The sequence below is a fragment of the Polaribacter sp. Q13 genome (genome assembly GCF_016858305.2).
GTDB lineage: Bacteria > Bacteroidota > Bacteroidia > Flavobacteriales > Flavobacteriaceae > Polaribacter.
Window position 1 is genome coordinate 3,885,505 of sequence record NZ_CP074436.1, and the last position, 21,552, is coordinate 3,907,056.

The following is a 21,552-nucleotide window of genomic DNA, read 5'->3' on the forward strand; positions in this document are numbered from 1 at the left end:
TCAACAGTTACACGATTAAACAAATAAACAATTACACAATTTAAGATATGAAATCAAAATTTCACCCAGACAAAAATGGTTATTACGGACAATTTGGAGGTGCTTTTATCCCAGAATTGTTATACCCGAATGTAAAGGAATTAGAAGATAATTATCTTCAAATTTTAGAATCGGAAGAGTTTCAAGAAGAATACAAAGCCTTATTAAAAGATTACGTTGGTCGCCCGAGTCCGTTGTATTTGGCAAAAAGATTATCAGAAAAATATGGTGCTTTTATTTACTTAAAACGAGAAGATTTAAACCATACAGGCGCACATAAAATAAACAATACTATTGGTCAGATTTTAGTTGCTAAGAAATTAGGGAAAACGAAAATTATAGCAGAAACAGGCGCAGGACAACACGGAGTTGCAACGGCTACAGTTTGTGCTTTAATGAACTTAGAATGTACTGTCTTTATGGGAGAAAAAGACATTGAGCGTCAAGCGCCAAATGTTGCACGTATGAAAATGTTAGGTGCAAAAGTGGTACCTGCTTTAAGCGGAAGTAGAACTTTAAAAGATGCAACAAATGAAGCAATTCGTTATTGGATTCAGCATCCAGAAACGTTTTATTTAATTGGTTCTGTAGTTGGGCCGCATCCGTATCCAGATATGGTTGCGCGTTTACAAGCAGTAATTTCAGAAGAAATGAAATGGCAACTAAAAGAGAAAACCGGTAAAGAAAATCCAGATACAATTATAGCTTGTGTTGGTGGAGGTTCTAATGCAGCCGGTGCTTTTTATCATTATATGGATGATGAAGATGTAGAGTTAATTGCAGTTGAAGCTTCTGGATTAGGGGTGAATTCTGGAGAAAGTGCCGCCACCTCTCAATTAGGTGAAGTAGGAATTATTCATGGTTCTAAAACCATTTTAATGCAAGATGAATACGGTCAAATTATTGAGCCTTATTCTATTTCTGCAGGTTTAGATTATCCTGGAGTTGGACCTTTACACGCCTATCTTTTTGATTCTAAAAGAGCAAAATTCATGGATGCGACAGATAAAGAAGCGTTAGCAGCAGCTTATGAATTAACTAGAATTGAAGGAATTATTCCTGCCTTAGAAAGTGCACATGCTTTGGCGGTTTTACCTAAAATTAAGTTTAAAAAAGACCAAGTTGTGGTGGTGAATTTATCGGGTAGAGGAGATAAAGATTTAGAAACGTATATCAACCATTTAGAAGACTAATTAGAATTAGACCCTTCAGGGTTTTAAAACCTGAAGGGTCTTCATTAATAGAATATTATGAATTCAATTCAAGAATTATTTCAGAAAAAAGATAAAAATTTATTATCTATTTATTTTACTTGTGGATATCCGAAGTTAAACGATACTACAAAAGTGATTTCGGCATTAGAAAAAAGTGGTGTAGATTTTATAGAAGTTGGTTTGCCATATTCAGATCCTTTAGCAGACGGACCAACGATACAAGATAGTAGCCAGAAAGCATTAGAAAACGGTATTAATTTAGATTTGATTTTTGATCAATTAATGACGATTAAAGGCAGTAATAAAACACCTTTGGTATTAATGGGGTATTTAAACCAGATGTTAAAATATGGTGAAGATAAATTTTGTAAGAAAGTAGTAGATTGTGGTATTGATACCGTTATTCTTCCAGATTTACCAATGATTGAGTTTGAAAATCATTATAAAGATTTATTTGAAAAATACGGAATTACAAACGTGTTTTTAATTACTCCGCATACATCCGAAGAAAGAATTAGAAAAATAGATGCGTATTCTAAAGCCTTTATTTATGTAGTTGCCTCGGCTTCTATTACGGGAGCAAAAGGAGATATTTCTAATAATCAAGTTGCTTATTTCGAAAGAATAAAAAACATGAATTTGCAAAGTAAATTAATTATTGGTTTTGGTATTTCTGATAAACAAACTTTTACTACTGCATGTGAATATGCAAACGGAACTATTATAGGTTCTGCATTTATTAAGAATTTAGGTGCTAATGGAATTGATAAAATTGATGATTTTATAAAACCAATTATTTCTTAAATTAAAGTCATATAAATTATATAAAAAAAAGCGAAACTTATTAAGTTTCGCTTTTTTTTATGTCCTTAAATATTTAGTTTAGTCATTAACACTAATTAAATTGACATCAAAAGCTAAAACAGTATATCCTGGAATAAGAACATTTCCATAAACATCAGTATATCCGTTTTCTCCATATCCTAAAGTATAAGGCACTAACAGAATACCGTCTCCACCTTCTTTAAAATATGGAATTCCTTCTGTCCAACCTGCAATTACTTGATTTAAATTAAATGTTGCTCCAGATACAGTACTTTCATCAAAAGGAGTTCCGTTTAAAAAAGTTCCTTTATAAGCAACTGTTACATTGGAAGAGTCTGTTGGTCTTGTACCTGTTCCTTCATTATTTATTACATAATACAAGCCAGAATTGGTTTTTGTTGCAGTTAAATTATTGTCTTCAATATATTTTAAAATAGCAGCTTCATTTTGTTCGTCATAATCTGTATATGCAGCATTAATTTTTATGTCAAAGATTAATACAGCACCTGCAGGAATTGAACCAGATCCACTTTCGCCATAAGCTAATTGGTAAGGAAGTATTAAAGTTCCATCTCCACCTTCTCTAAAAAGTTGAAGGCCTTCTATAAAACCAGGAATTACTTTTGTTAAATTAAACACAGCACCTTCATATTCGTCAAAAACTGTTCCGTCTAAATAATATCCTTTATAGTCAACATCTACTATAGAGCTTTCTGAAGGATACTCTCCTGTACCTTCATTATTAATAATATAGTAAAGTCCTGTATCAGTTTTTGTTGCAGTTAAATTGTTGTCTTCAAGATATTTTAAAATATCAGCTTCTGTTTCTGGGTTGAAACTATCTTCTTTATTACAAGAAGTAAAAAGAATTAGTGATAAAAACAAATATAAATATGATTTCATGGTACGTTTTTTTAAGTTTTAGGCGAATATAAAAGAAATCCAAATCATTATATAATTTAAAAATAGAAACTATTCATTATTTTATTTATATTAAGAATCTAAAACAATATAATTATGAAATTACCAAAAAGAGCAGGAAATGCATCTATTGCAGTTGAATTAGAAGAAGGGAAAAATTATGCATGGTGTAGTTGTGGTTTGTCGGAAAACCAACCATTATGTGATGGAAAACATAAAGGCACAGGCATGAGTCCGAATGTTTTTAAAGCAGATAAAACAGAAAGCAGAAATTTATGTGCTTGTAAAGAAACTAAAAATGCACCTTTTTGTGATGGTTCTCATAGATCATAAATTGTTATTCTTAAGAAATAGTAATTAATTAAATGTATATTTCTTCTGCAAGGATTTTGAAACTACACGTGCTTTATTTTCTTATTCCTTTTAAAGAAAGAAATAATTAACTTTGGGCGTGTTTTTTCTTCTTATTTTAACGTAAAATGGGGGAGTTATATAATCCTTGTATTTTAAGTTTAAATGTCTTAAATTAATAGACGCACCTAAAAAAAACTTCTTAAATTTGATACTTAATTTTATTTATGGTTAAAAATTTAATTAGATATTTTAAGAGTGTTTATTTTATTAAAGCATTTTTAGTTGCTTTAGCAATGGCAGTTCCTGTATTTATATCAATTTATTTCTTTGACAATTTTAATATAGGATTTAGCATTGCATTAGGAGCCATCTTTTGTGCTCCGTCGGATGTGCCAGGAAGTTTAAAACATAAATTTTTTGGGATATTAATTTCCATAATTTTAACCTTTGTAGTAACGCTATTAATAGGTTCGTTTAGTGATTATCTAGTTTTAGTTCCTTTGCTAGTTATTCTTGTATTTTTAATTTCTTATATTTCTGTATTTGGCTTTAGAGCCTCTTTAATTTCATTTGCGGGTTTAATTTCATTGATTTTAGCGCTTGCACATCAGAGTGCAGAAATTTCGGTTTTAGAACATGCTTTGTTTATTGCTTTAGGAGGTGTTTGGTATTTGTCTTTGGTAATTTTAAGTGATGTAGTATTGCCAAAGGTTCAAATAGATTATTTGTTTGTGGAGTTACTTGAAAAAACTTCAAAATTTATAAAAATTAGAGGAAAATTATTGGTGGAGATTGATAATAGAACAAACCTTTTAGAGGAGAATTTTAAATTGCAAACAGAAATCAATGAGCTTCACGAAACGATAAGAGAAGTTGTTTTAGTAAAAAGATCAAAGACCGTTTTTAGTAACAGAACAAGACGACAACAATTAATTTTTTCTAAAATTATTGAGATATATGAATTGGCTATATCAAACACAATCGATTACGAGAAGTTTGATACATTATTTAAAGAGCACCATGAGAAAGTAGATGAGTTTAAGTTATTGATTTTTGAAGTTTCTGATAGATTAAATCATATTTCTAAAGTAATATTAAAACAAGAGAAACTTACGTTTCAAAACAATTTTAATATTTTACTTAAAAAAATTGAGAATCATATAGAAATTTATAAAGTAAATGTTGGTTTGCCAGAAGCTAGGGAAGGAGTTATCTTTTTATTAAACTATAAAGCGTATCAAGAAAAGCAAATAGGAAACTTAATGGATATTGTTAGGGTAATAGATAATTATTCTAAAAACGATAAGATTAGGCCTATAAAAGATGCAGAACAGTTTTTAACGCCTCAAGACTATGATTTTAAAAAGTTAAAAGCCAATTTTAGTTTTAAATCGCCCATATTTAGGCATTCATTAAGATTAACACTTACCATGTTAATTGGTTTTATCATTGGTTATGCTATAGAAATGCAGCAGCCTTATTGGATATTGTTAACTATAGTGGTTATTATGAGACCTAGTTATGGTTTAACTAAAGAAAGAACCAAGAGTAGAGTAGTAGGCACATTAATTGGTGCTGCGGTGGGAGTTGGGATTGTTTTTTTAACACAAAATGTAATAATATATGCTATAATTGCTGCATTATCTTTAATAATAGGTTTTTCTTTAGTAAAACAAAACTATAGAAATGGAGCAGCATTTATTACGTTGTATGTTATTTTTATATATGCTTTAATAAATCCGAATATATTAACGGTTATAAAGTTTAGAGTTATGGATACTTTAATAGGATCTGTTTTAGCGTATGTTGCAAATTACTTTTTTTGGCCAGCTTGGGAAGCTAAAAATATAAAAGAATTTTTATCAAAATCAATAGAAAGTTTTTCAGAGTTTTTAAAGCAAATAGATGTTTTATATCACCAAAAAGGTGAAGTACCTACGGCATATAGTTTGGCTAGGAAAGAAGCTTTTTTACAAGTAGGAGATCTAAATGCAGCTTATCAAAGACTGGCACAAGAACCAAAATCTAAGCAAGAAAACAGTGAATTGTTTTATGAATTAATGAGCATTTTTAATACCTATTTGTCATCACTTTCTTCTTTAGGGATGTATATAAGAACCAATGAAACTGGCAAAGTGCCAAAACAATTTGAAATTTATATAAAACATATTTTATCAAATTTAGAAAAGGCAATAGAACTCTTAAATAATTCTGAATCTTCTATTTGTTTAGAAAGGGAAGAGTTGGCTGTTGCTGCAAAAAATTATGAGGATTATTTTCAAATTTTAGCAAACCAAAGAGATAAAGAAATAGAAAAAGGATTGCCTATCACAAAAGAAATGAGATCTCAACTACATGAAACACAATTAGTATCTGAACAAGTTAGGTGGCTGTTAAGTCTTTCTGAAAGTTTGATAAAAAATATAAAGAAAATTTAGTTTTTTATCAACCTTGTTTTAAATTTTGAAAGTGATTTAATACACTTTTTCTCTTCTTGAAAATTGGCATAAGCAGCGAAAATAGTCATCACTTTTAGGGTTTCTTCCTTGCTTAATGTATTTCTATCTTAAAACCATTTTCAGGGCCATTTTAGATATAATAATCTATATCGGGTTGATTTTCAGTAGAAACCATCGCATAAATGCGCATTTTAATTTTATTAGTTTAGGTAAGTTAGGTAGGATAAATACATCAACAAAAATTGTAAAAGAATTCTAATAAGAGCTATTTTTTTAGAACCGATTGCAGGTCTTTCTTTAGTAAGATCCCAAATATGAATGGGTAGGAATAGAATCATTAAAACAAAAATTCCCATAGCAGCATTTTTAACAGTAGATGGAAAAAACAACCCTAATCCTAATGCAAATTCAATAATTCCTGCAATATAATTTACCAATCGTTTCGGTAAAAAATCTGGAATAAAATGTTTGAAAGCATTCGGTTTTATAACATGCATAATTCCTGCGAAGCAGAATAAAACACCAAAAAATATTTTAAGAATTAGTATAAAAATTTCCATTCAATTTTGATTTTAATAGTTAGTTGTTAAATAAATGATACTTACATTGAGTGCTACTAATTTGTAACGAAACTTGTTTATTTTGTTAAGTAATGTTCATAATCTATTTTTTATTCTGATTAAAATTGAGCGTTATCAATTGTCTTTTTAATTTTCTATTACAAGAAATTAGTAACATTGAAGATATAGATTAGAATAGTTGGTTTTTAATATTTTATAGGTTATTTGATTTTATAAAGCTACAAAAATGAAATGACTATTTATTTAATTTGAAAATGAATATGATCATCATGTCTAACAGCTCCGCAACCATGAAACCTAATTTTAGAATGATTGAGATTTAACCTGTTTTTAAGATGAGGTTCTATAAAAATTTTACTAACCGCATCTTCTTTTAAGATTTGTAGAATAAGATTTTTGGTAGCTTTTTCTGAGATTTTTAAATTTGAATTGAAGCTTCCAAACGTAAAGTACTTGGTAAAATCATATTGCAAAAAACCTTTTTTCTTGCAAATATTGGTTTGATTGATTTCATTGTTTTTAGGTGCTACAAAGATTCCGTAGCCACTATTAGAAGGTTTGTTATTTGTATTTACACCTTTTTCGGTTTGATAAATAAAAGAAATATCAATCTTTTTACCATCATTATGGCTTAAATGAGGAAGTAAAGGAAAACCATTAAAAAAAGGAAAGTTTGCATCTAAATATATAACTTTTAAAGAAGGCGATTCTTTCTTTATTTTTAAAGAAACAGCTGTTAACACTTCTTGTAATTTAGGCGTAACATAATTTCTATTAAAGAGTTTGGTTATAAAGTTATGTGCCTCTAAATTTTTATTGTTTTCAATTTTAACGCGTCCAAATAATGGAGCCATTTTTGGAACAATTAAAAAGGATGTTATTAAATATAAAGTGATGAAAAAGAATGTCCTTTTTAATCTATATTTTAACACTTTATTAGAAATTAATAAAAATGTAATAACATATAATATGCCACCAATTTGAGTTGTTACCGTTAAAAATAAGAAAATTAATAAATGTAGAATTCCCTTAAAAAAATAGTTAATTCTCATTCAGAATTTTACTTGCTTCAGATAGTATGCTTCTATGTTTTCTTGCATTTACGTTTGTCATCGCAGTTATTTCTGCAATAACTTCAGTTAAAACTTCTTTGGCAGCATCTTTTTTGTGATGTCTAATTAAGAATTTAGAAAGTTCAAGTCTTTCATTATAATGAGAATATCTGATGTCAATTTTTCTTAATTGAATTTCCGCCTTTTCTAATGCTCCTTTTTGTTCTAAAGCTAAACCATAAAAAAAGATGGTTTCTTTAAAGTCTTTTTGGAGGTCTATTTTTTGTGCATATTCAATTACTTTATCAAAATTTTGAGTGTTAAAATAACAAGTAATTAGTTTATTTAACGTGTACGGATCATCTTTAAAATTACTTTCTAGCGCTTTTTCATAAGTGTCAATAGCTTTTTTATACTCTTTGTTTTGTGCATAAGCATCTGCTAAATTAATCTTATTTTGAAATGTGTTAGAAAATTTTAGAGCTGTTTCTAAGTCTTTTATCTTTTTTGTAGGATTAATTATGGTAGTAATTTCTTCTGTTATATTAGTTACATCACTTTTATTAATTACCTGTGTTAAAAGGTAAATAATACAACCAATTAAAGGAATAAAGAATATTATAAAATACCAATACATATTGTTCCTATTCTTATAGGCATGGTATACGCAATAAATTTGAAGTCCAATTATTAAGTAGTAAAACATAAAATAAATTTAATAAAATGCTTGGTTTTTATAATTGATTTTAAAAATCAAACTTATAAGTCATTCCTCCTAATATTTGAAATCCCTGAGTGTCAAAGTTTGCAAAACGTTGGTATTCTGTGTTTAATATATTGTTTAATTTTAGAAATGCAGAAAACTTGTCGTTAAAATGATATCCTCCATTTAAGTTTACATCTGCAAAAGAATCTACAGTCTCTATACCACCTAAACTAGAAGGGTATTGGTTGTTATAGAGGGCATCTTTTCTTTCGCTTACATAGAAAATGTTGGCAGAAGCAAACCATTTAGTTGTTTTGTAATTAGCAGAAATACTTCCTTCTACAGAAGGCAAATTCCAAGCTTCTGAAGCATTTTTTAAAGTATAGTTGTTGTAGATTCCCTGAAGCCCAAATGATAAGTTTTTAGAATAGTCATATTCTAATTCTGTAAATAAAGTATTTGTTTTTACATCATCATACAACACATCAAAAGAATTTCCATACTCATATCCTTTTAAATTACTGCCATTATAAGTGTTAATACTTCCGTTAGATTTAGAAGTATTTCTTAAGAATAAAGGTTTGTCTTCTTCAGATTTAAAACTTGCTTTAATATTAAAACTTAAATCGTTGATAATTCTTCCTTTTAACCCCAAATAGATATTCGATTTTTCTAAAGTTTGAGTTATAAAAAGAGTAGGCGAAACGTAAGGGTTTTCTTCAGTGAAATTCTTGTATGTATTGGTGTGTAAATCTCCAGAAAAACCACCATAGATATTTAAATATTCTTCTATTATTGGTCCTTCAACAAATACATCGGGTAATATAAAAAAGTTATTAGAGCTGTTTTCTGAATCAAAAGAAGCAATTAATTTTAAGCCTGGTTTTATAGAAAAACCTTCATATTCTATTTTATATTGAGGATTTATGTTGATGGTAGATGTTCCGTATTTTAAAGAATTAGAATTGCTGTAATCGTTTTTAAACTCCCCTTTTAAAAATTCGATGCTAGTAGCAATAGAAATATCATTTAAACTAGAAAGTAAAAAATCTAAAGGCAAATCTAATCTCGCATTAAATTTAGCTAATATTTCATTACTTTTATAACTATCTGTAAAATAGGCTGTTTTAATTTTTGCAGAATGAAGATAAGAGTCTTTAAAATTGAACGATCCAATTAATTCAAAATAATTGTTTATTAGTTCTTCATTAATAGAATTAGTCGTTAAATCTGTAAAATTAAGATCTGGTAAACCGTACCAATTATAAAGATTTCTTTCAGAATTTAAGGTTACTTTCCAATCGAAGTAACGGTCTTGCTGCTTGTAGAAAGCGCCAATATTTAAGTTAGAAAAATTACTGTTAAGCACTGAGTTTTTAACATTGTCTAGAGATGCTAAATATTTTGCATTAAAACCAAACTCGTTTTCAAAGCGAGTACTATAATGTAAATTGGTTTCTAAATATGGTGTGTTGTAATTACCATATCCGGCTGCTAAATAATTTTGGTAAACTCTTTCTTTTATACCAACATTAATTCCTTTTACAACACCACTTTTAGGAATAAAAGTAGAGGCAACAGGAGCAGAAAAAATAGTGTATTCTAGTTTTTTCTTTTCGTTGCTTTTAAGCAGTTTTATTGTTGGGTTTTTATTAATCTTTTTAGCATCTGCAATTTTAGGGTTGTATTTTGTAACAATATTTACAACTTCTGTTTTTACGGTGTCTATAGCTTGTTCTTTTTTTTGAGCGTTTAAACTTAAAAAAGAAAAATAGAGTAGAAATAATGTGAAACCTTTTTTCATTATTTTTGATTTTTTTTAGTAGTGTTATCCTCTTTTATAGGAGTTACGGAATTATTAGTTTTGGCTTCGTTTTCTTTAATTATTTTTAATTCTTGTTTGGCTTCTTCAACAATGTCTTTAAATTGAGTAAAGTTTTTAATAATGTTTTCTAAAACAAAAGTAGCTTGATAAACATCTTTTAATCCATAATAATTTTTCCCCATTATTATATAGCTTTTTACGGCCCAATATTTATAAGAAGAATAGTTTGCTATTAAATTTTGTACGGTTTTATTAGAGTCTGCAAATTCTTTTTGTTGATTTTTAAAGTATGCATTATAATACAATGCTTCTGCTTTTAATTCGCCAGAAGCCTTACTTTCTAATTCTGTATAATATTCTTCAGCAGTGTAAAAATCTTTGTTTATAAAAGAAGCACGAGCAATAATTATTTTTGCATCATTTTCTAGCTGGTCGTTTAATTTATCTTTAGCAAGAATTTTTTTAGCGTATGTTATTGCTTGTTCATAAGCTTTTGTTTCATAATACCCTTTCATTAAATTACTTTGGGCAAATAAAACATTTTCTGTTGTATAAGCTTCTAGTTCTAATCTGTCTAATATTTGGATTGCATTTTCAAACTCATTTTTTTCAAGAAATATTTGAGCTAATTTAGCCAGTGAATCTTCACTATATTCATTTTGTCCTTCTTCTAATACATTTTGATAATAAGGAATTGCTTTGTCAAATTGTTTTTCTTTAAATAAAATATCTGCCAAGTAATAATTTGCTTTTAGTTTGTGTATTCCTTCAGGAAAAGAAATTGTGTATTTAGAAATCGCTCTAATAATTTCATTACCATCTTTTGCTTCAAAATATTTTTTTTCTGCTACTGCAAAAGTGGTGTTGTCTAAATCGGAATTTGTAATGTTTATAAATTTTAAACCAGAAACCCAACTAACATAATCATTTAAATTGCCATTATCAATATAAATATTTCTGGCATTTGCAACAGCTTCAAAGGCATCTGGAGAATTAGGAAATTGACTGGTAGTTTTTTTGAATTTTTCTAAAGCTTTTTCATTCTCATTTTCACTATAATACAATAATCCTTGACGGACTAAAGCTTTTGGTAAAAAAACACTGTTTGGGTGTTTCTCAATTAACCTTTCATAGGCTAAATGTGCTTTTTTATTATCTTTTATTATGGTATATGTGTTTGCGAGTTGAAATAAGGCGTCATCTTTTAAATTAGAAATTTGGTATTCATTTACAACATTGGTAAGCGCTTTTATTTTAGCTTGGTTATCTTCAATAAAACCATAACTCATTCCTATTTGATATTGGGCGTAATCGGCATCTGCACCATAAGTTTTAACTACGTTAGCGTAGGTTGTAATTGCTTTTTTATAATTTCTAAGAGCAAAATAACTATCTCCTAAACGGATAAAAGCATCGTCTTTAATCTCTTTTTCTATAGATTCTTTTTTTATAAAATTTTCGAAAGATATAGCAGCATTGGTATAGTCTTTTAGTGTAAAATAGCTATAACCAATGTTGTAGTCTAGTAGTTTAAATTCGCCACCTTCTATTTTTAATTCCTTTTTTAACGCCGTAAATTTAGTGAGTGCTTCATTCGTGTTATCTAAACGATAAAGAGTTTCGGCTTCCCAATATTTAGATTTTTCATTAATAGATACGTCTGTTGCTTTTTTGCCTTCTACAAAGAAAGGTAACGCTTCTTTTAATTTTTGATCATTAAATAATTGAATACCTCTATATAGAGAAACTTCTGAAATTAAAGAATTATTTTTTATAGATTTTTTTTGACTTAAAAATGCTAAAGCCCCATTATAATCTTGTTGATGTAAGAATGAAGAAATAACTAAGTCATTAATTTCTTCGTATGCTTTAGATTTTGGATAAGCTTTTAAGTAATCTTGCAAAACTTCTGCAACGCTCTTAAAAGGATTACCTGCTTCATAACTTAATTTTGCATAATTTAAAGCAGCATCTTGTTTAATATTTGTATCAAAATCCATTTCAGAAGCTGTTTTAAAAGCATTTAGAGCTTCTGTTTTTTTTTCTAAATTAAGGTAACATTCACCTAAATGGTAATAGGCATTCTGAGCAACAAAGTTTTTCTCATCAATAATTTTATTAAAATTACTAATGGCATTTTCAAAATCGTTTTGTTTGTAATACGCAAATCCTAATTGATAATAATCTGTATTATTCCATTTCCCTTTTTTACCTGTATATCCTTTTAAATAAGGAATTGCTTCACTATATTGTTTTAAATTAAAATAGCTCTCACCAATTATTTTAGAAATTTCTGATCTATCTTTTTTCTTAAATGTATTCATTAGTTTTTTACCAACGGTAATACAACGTTCAAACTTACCAGCCTGAAAACTAATGTCTAATAAATAGTAAGAAATCTCTACGCGATAGGTTTCATTATCTGCAATTTCTTTAAACGTAGATTCTGCAATTTCATAATCTTCTAATTTGTAAGCAATGTAACCATAATAATATCTAGAATCATTACCATACTTAGCATCATTAATTAATGGAAGAAATTTTTCTTTAGCTAAAGTTAAATTTTTGGTTACTACATAAGCGTATCCCATTTTAAAATTTAGTTCTTTTCTATCTTCTTTAGAAAGTTGATCTGCATTCACTTTTTTGTACCATTTAAGAGCATAAGCAGCTTTTTTATTGGCAAAATAATAACTAGCAACTGTAAAAAAGGCCTTGTTTTTTTTACTGCTATTAGGATTTTCTTCAATAAAAGTTACTACTTTTTTATCTGCTTCTGGTTGATTTAATCGTACAGCACACATGGCATCATAATAGGCGGCATCTGCTTTTAAATTAGAACTTACGGTTGCGGTTTTGTTTATAGAAATAAAACTAGCTTGCGCGGCAGCATACGCTTTGTCATTAAATAACTTTATGGCATTATTATATTTTGTAAAAATATTTGTGTCTACAATTGTTTGTTGGCTAAAACCTGCAAAAGCAACTAAAAAAAAGAAACAAGTAATAAAACGTTTTTTTATAAAAATAAACTTCATATAATTATTTTTGATACTTAAAATGAATAACGAACATATTTTAATTTTGTTTGATGGAGGAAGAAATATTATGAAAATATTTTGAATCAAAAGTAAGAATTGTTTGTAATTCATAGTATAAAATCGTTCAAAACTTTTAAGTTTGTAGAAACAAGTTTTTTTATGGAAAAACCAGTCTTATTTTTAGAAAACGCAGATATATATCAAAGAGAAAATTTGGTGTTGTCTAAAGTTAATCTTTCGATACAAAAAGGAGAATTTTATTATTTAATTGGTAAAACAGGAAGTGGGAAAAGTAGCTTAATGAAAACGCTATATGGCGATTTAAAGCTGCAAAAAGGTGCTGGAAGTATTGTGGATTTCGATTTAAAATCGATTAAAGAAAAAGACATCCCTTTTTTAAGACGAAAAATAGGAATTGTTTTTCAGGACTTTAAATTGTTAAGTGATCGTAATGTTTTTGGTAATTTAGAGTTTGTATTAAAAGCGACTGGTTGGAAAGATAAAACTAAAATTAAGGAGAAAATTGATGCCGTATTAGATAAAGTAGGCATGAAAGCACATTCTTTTAAGAAAACGTATGAACTTTCTGGAGGAGAACAACAAAGAATAGCCATTGCTAGAGCGTTGTTAAATGATCCGGAATTAATTTTAGCAGATGAGCCTACAGGTAATTTAGACCCAAAAACTTCTTTAGAGGTAATGGAACTTTTAAATGACATTCATAAAAGTGGTAAAACCATTTTAATGGCAACGCATGATTACCAATTAATTGTAAAGTTTAAGCAAAAAACGTTAAAGTGTGAAGGTGGAGAGTTGTTTGAAGTAGCTCAAAAAGCCACTGTTTAGATTATAATCTTATAATATTGAAAAAAAAAAATAAAGTTTTTGTAGCTGTAACTAATGATATTTCAACAGATTATAGGGTGCATAAAATATGCAGTTATCTTATTAAATTAGGTTTCGATGTTGTTGTGTATGGTAGAGTTTTACCAAATACAATTACTGTAAAAAGAGCGTATACAATTATTAGAAAAAAACATTTTTTTAATAATAATTTTTTATTTTATGCAGAGTATAATATAAGACTTTTTTTTTATATCTTATTTAGAAAATTTAATTATATAGTATCTAATGATTTAGATACTTTACCTGCTTGTTTTTTTACTAGCAAGTTAAAAAATATTGATTTAGTTTATGATAGTCACGAGCTTTTTTCTGAAGGACCAGAATTACAAGGTAGAGCATTTGTGCAGAATTTTTGGAGAAAATTAGAAGATTTTTTTTTACCGAGAATAAAAAAATCTTATACCGTTAGTCAATCTATAGCCGATTTTTATGATAAAAAATATCAGAATAAAATGGGTGTTATTAAAAATGTTCCTTTAAAGAATGCTTACTCTAATTTAAAAGAAGTAAAGTTTCCAACAGATAAAAGGACTATTCTGTATCAAGGAGTTTTAAATCCTGGTAGGGGAATTAAACCAATGATTAAGGCTTTAAAATATATAGATAACTTAGATTTAGTTATTATTGGTTATGGCAAAGTAGAACAAGAATTAAGAATGTTTGTTGCTAAAGAAAAAATGGACGAGAGAGTTCATTTTTTAGGTAGAATAGATAGAGGTAAGCTTATTAATTATACTAAGTTAGCAACTTTGGGTATGGTTTTAGAAGAGCCTTTAGGTTTAAGTTTTACGTATTCTTTACCAAATAAATTATTCGATTTTATTCATGCAGAAATTCCTATTATTGCGGGTAATATGCCAGAAATATCAAGAATTATAAATGAATATAAAGTTGGTGTTACAGTAGAAGATTATTCTCCAGAAAAAATAGCTAGCAAAATTAATGAAGTATTAAACGATGCCGCTTTATTAAGCTCTATAAAAAAACATCAACAAGAAACAAAAGAAATACTTTGTTGGGAGATAGAATCTAAAAAATTAGATAATTACTTTAAATAAATAGATATCAAACCGAAAATATCCATAATAATACCAGTTTTAAATAATCTTAAAGGATTAAAAAAAACGGTAAAAAGTATTCAAAATCAATCTTTAAATAATTTTGAAGTTTGGATTATTGATGGTGGCTCTAAAACTAAAACTCAAGAATATTTAAAAACATTAAGACCACCTTTTAACTATATTTCTGAGAAAGATAAAGGGATTTATAATGCTATGAACAAAGGTGTTCTTAGATCTAAAGGAAAATGGTTGTATTTTTTAGGAAGTGGAGATTTATTAGCTTCTAATTGGGTTATAGAAAATTTATCAAAAGAATTGGACCTTAAATTTGATTTAATAATTGGTGAAATTAGTTACTGTTTTAAAACAATTAGTAAAAATTTTAAATCGAAATGGTCTTCTATAATGTGGGTGAAAAATACGGTTCATCATCAATCTATATTTTATAATAAAACTATTTTTAACGAAAATTTATATAACACAAATTATAAAATTTTGTCTGATTATGATTTTAATTTAAGCTTATTTGCTAACAAAAGTAAAGTTAAAACCGTATCTACTGTTATTGCTTTATGTGAACCTTATGGTGTTTCTAAAAACTATAATTGGTCATTATATAAAGAAGAAATACTCTTAAAAACAAATAATTCTATTATTTTTTTAAAACCAATATTTTCAATTATTGCTTTACTTAAATTTTTAATTAGAAAAATTGCTGGTTAGAGGATATTTGTTTATTTAAAAAAGTCAAATTTTGTGTACTACCAATACTTTAAGAACAGTGTTTTTTTAACTTAAGCATCTTATTAAAACAATTTCGAATCCATTTTTTTGTAACGTACAGCAAACTTTATCAACACGTTGATCTGTTGATAAATCATTTGTAACAGTAACTATTATTTTTTTCAATGTTTAGCTTGTAATAAAAAACAAAAATATACTTTTAATTTTTTAATAGATTTTAAATTATAGTAAAAAAGAAAAGTAAAAGGCAAATTTGTATAATTGATATTCTACAAAATCTATAAATAAAAATTAAGAGATTTATATTAATTATTTTGGCAAGATCTTCTTAATGTCTTCACCTAGTATTTTTGTAAATATCTCAGCTCCTTTTTTATTTAAATGTTGCGAATTATAGAAATAGTCGGTAGAATATACAAGGAAATTAGTTGAATAATCAATAAATGGTACATCATATTTTTTAGAAATGCTGGTGTAGTATGAAATAATATCATCTTGATTTTTGATATACTTGTTGTATTTATAATAGGTAGGAGGGTAGATAAGTAAAATATTTATTTTATTCTTTTTACATTCAGCAATATAATTTTCAAATATTTTCATAGTTTCAGCATCCATTTTTATTACTGTCCCATTCTTATGGGTACTTGTAAATTTATCAAAAGAATCAGTCCATTTTATATCTTGTTCAAAATAGCCTTTATATCCAGTTGGTTTTCTTAGTTCCAAACCAAAAAAACTAAAAAAGCCATCCATAATATTAAAAGGACTTCCAGTATATTTGAAAAATGGAATATTATAATCTAAAAATGAAATTCCTTTATATTTTTTAGCTACTTTTTTAACCATATCCATATCTAAATAGGGCGTGAATGCCATATTTCCGGATATTTTTTCATTTTTAAACATATCAAAATCACCTACTAATTGAATCACTGTTTTTGGTTTCTTGTTATATTTTAAATATAGGTCATATTGCAATTTTTGATCAATAAATCCTGCTCCTGCTATTCCAAAGTTGTAAGAATTTACATTTAAAATAGAATCTATTAAGAAAGGTGATATTTGAAATAAGGCAATAGAACTTCCATTAATTATTAAATCAGAATTTAACTCACTATTGTATATTTTGGTTAAATTATTAAATGTATGAAAATGACTCTTTCTTAATCCTTTTGTAGCCGTATAGTCTAATAAATATAAAATGGAGATTATTATTAAGCAAAATAAAACCATTTTCCCGATAAATTTTTTCATTTAATTTTTTGTTTAAAATTGAAAATAAATAAAATCTTGTTTTCCTCCCGCAAATATCATTATTGATATTATGATGATAATATAGATAGCCCAACGACTATATTTATTGCTGGTTTTTTCTAATTGAGATATAGCATATTCTTTTTCTCTACCAAACCATTCAATCAACATAAATATAATTATAAAAAAAATGATTGTAATAATTACACCTAAGTCATGATGATTAAACTTTGGTATCGTAAATAGGGAACTTGAAAAAATTTTGGAAAAATAGCTCCAAGATTGATTGATGTTGTCTGCTCTAAAAATTATCAAACTTAAAGTCCAAAGTAAAAAAGTTACATTAATTTTATAAAAATCTTTTAATGATGGTAACCCATATTTATTTACTATCAATTTTTTCTTTTTAAAAATACTTCCTGTAAGAATTAAAGGAATAAAAAGTAAACCATGGTAAAGGCCATAAATAACAAATATCCAATTAGCTCCATGCCACAAACCAACTAACATAAAATTAATAATTATAGCTAGAATTATACCCCAATTACCAAAAGAACGAAACTTAAAATTTAATGGCATAAAAACATAATCTGTTAACCATGATGTTAAGGATATATGCCAATTTCTCCAAAACTCTGCAATATTTCTTGAAAAATATGGATAATTAAAGTTTTTAGTAATTTGGAAACCTAGAATTTTACCAACTCCAATAGCCATATGTGAGTACCCAGAAAAGTCGGTGTATATTTGATAACTATATAGAATTGCCATAAACAATAACATACTTCCTGATTGGTTAGGGATATCGCCCCAAACTCCATTAATATATACGGCCAAGTTATCTGCTATGACTACTTTTTGAAACAGACCCCAAAGTATTTGACGACAACCATCTACAACAAGGTTGTAATTAAACGTTCGTTTACCTACAAGTTGAGGAATAAAATTATTAGGTCTGTCTATTGGGCCAGACAAAATTGTAGGAAAAAAGGCTACATAAGTTGCAAAGATTACAAAATCTTTGGTTGGTTCAATTTGTCCTCTATGTACCTCAATAATATAACTAATAAGCTTAAAAGTGAAGAAGCTTATACCGAGAGGCATAATAATGTTGAAAGTTCCAATGTTTGATTTTAAACCGATAACGCTTAAAACAGACGAAAATGAATCAATAAAAAAATTGAAATACTTGAAATAAAATAAAAGTCCAACACCTAATACTATCCCTAAAGTTGCTAATCTTGAAGACTTCTTTTCATTTTCTTCTGAGGTATATATTGCAATACCCAAAAAATAAATAAGTATGGTTGCAATTAAGAGGATTGGAATAATTTTCCAATTTACATATCCATAAAAGAAATAACTTGCTAGAAGTAGTAACCAATTTTGGTATTTGGTGCTCTCTTTAAAAACAAAATAATATATAAAAAATACAGCAACAAAAAATATTATAAAAGTGAGAGAATTAAATATCATACCCTAATTATTCTGTTTTTAGTACTAGAAGATCTATCATATCTCCAACATTCTTCATTTTGTTTAAGTCTCTTAATTTAAACTTAATATTAAAAGTATTCTCCACTTCAACAATTAGTAACATGTGGCTTAAAGAATCCCAATTATCAACATCATTTGCCGTCATTGTCATATTAATTTCTAATTTGTCATCTTCAAAAACTTTTTTGAAGATAGCTTCAACTTCTTGTGTTGTTTTATTCTTATTCATTATTTATTTTTCTTTAATTAGTGATAGCAACAATGTAGAGGGATTCTAGATTTTATTTTGTTTAAATTTAAGTGTATTGTTGAATCCTCATTTAACTCTTTGTAATTCTGATTCCTTATACAGAGAACAGCTTCGTGTCTTTTAAGAAGTTTCCATCTGTATAATCTAGTATCATTTTTAAATACTAATACACTAAAATTTATAGTTTAAGTTCATAATATTCATTATTTTATTAATAATTTTAATTTTAGTCTATCAATTTTCCCATTCGAGTTTAATGGAAATTGATTCAAAAAATATAGTTTCGAAGGGAGCATATAAGGAGGCAATTTAGTTGACAAATAATTTTTTACATCATCACTAGACACTTCTGTACTTTCTATAAACAATGCAAGTTCTGTATTGCCCGTTTTATTAGTATAGGATGTTGCTACTGCACTTACTCCGTTACAATAATCTCTAACCTTATATTCTATTTCTCCAAGTTCTATTCTATATCCCTGTATTTTTACCTGGTGATCAATTCTTCCATATAATAAAATATCTCCATCATGATCAAAATAACAAGAATCTCCAGTTCTATAAAACCTTAATTCCTTATCACTGTTTTTTATTTTTATAAAGGAATCTTTATTCTTTTCATCATTCTTCCAGTAACCCGGTGTAATTTGTTTTCCGGCTATACATAATTCGCCTTTTATTCCAGGCTTTTTCGTAATATCACCATCAATAAGAATTACAGCCTCTAAACCTTTCATGGCTTTACCAATAGAATACATTCCGTTTAAAGTTTTATTGCTAGCATCCCTAAGAATCTCATAATATGTACAATATATAGTAGCTTCCGTTGGTCCATAAAAATTAAATAATTGTGCATTTGGCACACATAGTTTCCATTCATCTACTAATTCTACAGGGGAAGCTTCTGCCGTAAGAATATTATATCTCATACTAGGTATTTCAATTTCATCAAAATAAGGTCTAAGATATCTTAACATAGAAGGAGCCATAGCACCAAATGTAATTTTATGATCTTCTAATAGTCCGTATACATAGCTGAATTTTATTTGATCATGGGGTATGGTATATGTACAAGCTCCTTTAGTTAGTGGAACTAAGAAAGACTGTACAGAAACATCAAATGTTAAATCAAAAGCTTGTAAACATCTATCTTTTTCGGTAATATCAAATCCTATTTCAAAAAAAGATTTCATAAAAGCACCTACATTTTCTCGGGTAATAGAAACACCTTTAGGTTTCCCGGTACTTCCAGAGGTAAATAAGATATATGCTAATTCACTATCTTCTATTTTATTTATTTCTAAATTATATTTAATAAATACTAAACCGGTTGTGTTTATTTTCCGAAACCCTTCATATTTGCTATCCGATGAAGAGTCTAATATGAAGCTTATTTCTGCTTGACTAATTATTTCGAGATTCCTTTCAATTGGTTGATTAGGATGAAGAGGCACATATGCCAAACCCTCTAACCAAATAGCAAATATTGAGGCATACGTTTCTAAATCGTCATTTACAACGATACCTATATTTTTAGAAACAATTTTTTGTTTTTGTAAACTATCTCTAATTTTAGAAATTGTTTTAGCAAAGTATTCATACGTAAAAAACACTTCATTTATACAGAATGCATTTAAATCTTTATGAATCTGACTAATGAATGGCTCTATTACATAGTCATTAAAAATCATTTGCACCAGATCTTCTTTGTCTTTTTGCATATATTTTGTTTTCTATTAGGTGTAGCATTTTCTGTTAAGTTTGCTTTAAAATAGTTCAACTTATTGCGTTAGGTTACTGAATGAAGGGGGAGTTTTTTAATAGGGGGATATATTATCTTATTAAGGAGGTCGTAATTTTGTCAGTTAGGGATTTCTGAATAAAATTCAAAATTTCGCAAAAATACAAGAACCTTTAGATAAATCAAATCTAGTAAATTTTTTAATACTATGTTAATTTTACCTTTTTTTTTATATAAAAAAAGGTACGTTTATACAATTTTCATATCTGAGTTAAAAGTATCTTTAATTTTTATTCGTTTTTGAATATAGTACTATAGAAGGATTTGTGAATAAGAATTTATTAAATTTATATTGATGAAGTCTTCCTATTGCTAAGTACTTTATAAACAATTAAAGACTGAAATACATTTGTTAAACTGTATTAATAATTTACTGAGAGGTTTATTATTTTATTTATAAAATATTCTAAATAAGAGTATAAATTATAAGTTTAGATTTAGATTATAAAAAATAAAACCCGTAAATCATTGATTTACGGGTTTTTAAGTGGAGACGCCGAGAATCGAACTCGGGTCCAAACAAGCAGCCAAAAAGCTTTCTACATACTTAGTTCTTTCTTGGTTTTCGACCAAAAGCTGATTAAGAACAATCTGCTTTTAGCTTATCTTCTTTAGTTTCAGAAATTTGCCGAAGCTTCAAATTTCCTATATTTACTTTTACGATATCCAAAAGTGAAACGCCGTAAATCAGGGCTTTCCGTGGACATAAAGCTTGCACACCTAGTGTGCCGAGGCCAATCCTACTATAGTTCGGATTAAGCAGCTAAAGCGTAGTTATCTTCGCCGTTTAAAAAGTTGAAATTAGGTTTTACGAGTGTTATTTCATAACTCGGTATGCTTACAAATTCACTGTCCTCGCTGTCAAAACCAGTCGTCCCCGTTTTAATAGTTTGGGCGTTACCACGTAAAAAAACGTGGTCAGGCTTTCCGTTATATCTTTTTTAATTGAAAAAATTAAAAAAGGATGTCACTTCAATCCTTAACGCGGTCTGCAAAAGTATAAAAAATACTGTTGCTTA

Annotated in this window: 17 protein-coding genes and 1 other RNA gene; 7 read left to right on the plus strand and 11 right to left on the minus strand. The window is 27.8% G+C overall.

All coding sequences use genetic code 11. From position 1 onward, the window contains the following. The first annotated feature begins 47 nt into the window (after positions 1 to 47). Entirely contained in the window at positions 48 to 1,232 is a 1,185-nt protein-coding gene (gene trpB / locus JOP69_RS16390) for a tryptophan synthase subunit beta (protein WP_203391978.1), read from the plus strand. A gap of 57 nt (positions 1,233 to 1,289) precedes the next feature. Beyond that, positions 1,290 to 2,057, plus strand: a complete 768-nt coding sequence (gene trpA / locus JOP69_RS16395; RefSeq protein ID WP_203391979.1) for a tryptophan synthase subunit alpha — start codon at positions 1,290 to 1,292, stop codon at positions 2,055 to 2,057. A gap of 78 nt (positions 2,058 to 2,135) precedes the next feature. On the opposite strand, the gene JOP69_RS18870 is transcribed toward trpA, so the two are convergent. Beyond that, positions 2,136 to 2,981 (minus strand): FKBP-type peptidyl-prolyl cis-trans isomerase, encoded by an 846-nt coding sequence (locus JOP69_RS18870; protein WP_349666068.1) that lies wholly within the window; start codon positions 2,979 to 2,981, stop codon positions 2,136 to 2,138. Between the two features lie 114 nt (positions 2,982 to 3,095). On the opposite strand from JOP69_RS18870, the gene JOP69_RS16405 reads away from it, so the two are divergent. Next, complete coding sequence (locus tag JOP69_RS16405; RefSeq protein WP_203391980.1) at positions 3,096 to 3,332, plus strand: CDGSH iron-sulfur domain-containing protein; 237 nt, start codon at positions 3,096 to 3,098, stop codon at positions 3,330 to 3,332. A gap of 245 nt (positions 3,333 to 3,577) precedes the next feature. Then, positions 3,578 to 5,791 (plus strand): FUSC family membrane protein, encoded by a 2,214-nt coding sequence (locus JOP69_RS16410; protein WP_203391981.1) that lies wholly within the window; start codon positions 3,578 to 3,580, stop codon positions 5,789 to 5,791. Between the two features lie 221 nt (positions 5,792 to 6,012). On the opposite strand, the gene JOP69_RS16415 is transcribed toward JOP69_RS16410, so the two are convergent. The 5 genes from JOP69_RS16415 to JOP69_RS16435 form a co-directional block, all read right to left on the minus strand. Next, positions 6,013 to 6,372 (minus strand): MauE/DoxX family redox-associated membrane protein, encoded by a 360-nt coding sequence (locus JOP69_RS16415; protein ID WP_203391982.1) that lies wholly within the window; start codon positions 6,370 to 6,372, stop codon positions 6,013 to 6,015. A 260-nt stretch (positions 6,373 to 6,632) separates the two neighbouring features. Further along, a complete protein-coding gene (locus tag JOP69_RS16420; RefSeq protein ID WP_203391983.1) occupies positions 6,633 to 7,445 on the minus strand; it encodes a hypothetical protein in 813 nt (270 codons plus the stop codon). After that, positions 7,435 to 8,082 (minus strand): tetratricopeptide repeat protein, encoded by a 648-nt coding sequence (locus tag JOP69_RS16425; RefSeq protein WP_203391984.1) that lies wholly within the window; start codon positions 8,080 to 8,082, stop codon positions 7,435 to 7,437. The genes JOP69_RS16420 and JOP69_RS16425 overlap by 11 nt, the downstream gene beginning before the upstream one ends. A gap of 109 nt (positions 8,083 to 8,191) precedes the next feature. Continuing rightward, on the minus strand, positions 8,192 to 9,955 hold the full coding sequence (locus tag JOP69_RS16430; RefSeq protein ID WP_203391985.1) for a hypothetical protein: 1,764 nt from the start codon (positions 9,953 to 9,955) through the stop codon (positions 8,192 to 8,194). Next, the gene (locus JOP69_RS16435; RefSeq protein WP_203391986.1) at positions 9,955 to 13,014 is read right to left on the minus strand and encodes a lipopolysaccharide assembly protein LapB; all 3,060 of its coding nucleotides are present in this window, start codon (positions 13,012 to 13,014) and stop codon (positions 9,955 to 9,957) included. The genes JOP69_RS16430 and JOP69_RS16435 overlap by 1 nt, the downstream gene beginning before the upstream one ends. 162 nt (positions 13,015 to 13,176) lie before the next feature. Here JOP69_RS16435 and JOP69_RS16440 point away from each other — a divergent pair, with 162 nt between their 5' ends. Genes JOP69_RS16440 through JOP69_RS16450 form a run of 3 tightly spaced genes read left to right on the plus strand, consistent with a single transcriptional unit; the run spans position 13,177 to position 15,707 of the window. Continuing rightward, positions 13,177 to 13,863 (plus strand): cell division ATP-binding protein FtsE, encoded by a 687-nt coding sequence (locus JOP69_RS16440; RefSeq protein WP_203391987.1) that lies wholly within the window; start codon positions 13,177 to 13,179, stop codon positions 13,861 to 13,863. A 17-nt stretch (positions 13,864 to 13,880) separates the two neighbouring features. After that, entirely contained in the window at positions 13,881 to 14,981 is a 1,101-nt protein-coding gene (locus tag JOP69_RS16445) for a glycosyltransferase (RefSeq protein ID WP_203391988.1), read from the plus strand. 30 nt (positions 14,982 to 15,011) lie between these two features. Beyond that, a complete protein-coding gene (locus tag JOP69_RS16450) occupies positions 15,012 to 15,707 on the plus strand; it encodes a glycosyltransferase (protein ID WP_302850209.1) in 696 nt (231 codons plus the stop codon). Positions 15,708 to 16,037: 330 nt separating this feature from the next. Here JOP69_RS16450 and JOP69_RS16455 read toward each other — a convergent pair whose 3' ends face one another. The 5 genes from JOP69_RS16455 to ssrA form a co-directional block, all read right to left on the minus strand. Further along, entirely contained in the window at positions 16,038 to 16,985 is a 948-nt protein-coding gene (locus JOP69_RS16455) for a hypothetical protein (RefSeq protein ID WP_203391989.1), read from the minus strand. Between the two features lie 12 nt (positions 16,986 to 16,997). Continuing rightward, entirely contained in the window at positions 16,998 to 18,461 is a 1,464-nt protein-coding gene (locus JOP69_RS16460) for an MBOAT family protein (RefSeq protein WP_203391990.1), read from the minus strand. Between the two features lie 7 nt (positions 18,462 to 18,468). After that, a complete protein-coding gene (locus JOP69_RS16465) occupies positions 18,469 to 18,711 on the minus strand; it encodes an acyl carrier protein (RefSeq protein WP_203391991.1) in 243 nt (80 codons plus the stop codon). Between the two features lie 224 nt (positions 18,712 to 18,935). Further along, the gene (locus JOP69_RS16470; protein ID WP_203391992.1) at positions 18,936 to 20,453 is read right to left on the minus strand and encodes an amino acid adenylation domain-containing protein; all 1,518 of its coding nucleotides are present in this window, start codon (positions 20,451 to 20,453) and stop codon (positions 18,936 to 18,938) included. 565 nt (positions 20,454 to 21,018) lie between these two features. Next, positions 21,019 to 21,412, minus strand: a transfer-messenger RNA (tmRNA) gene (ssrA, locus tag JOP69_RS16475). Positions 21,413 to 21,552 lie beyond the last annotated feature (140 nt).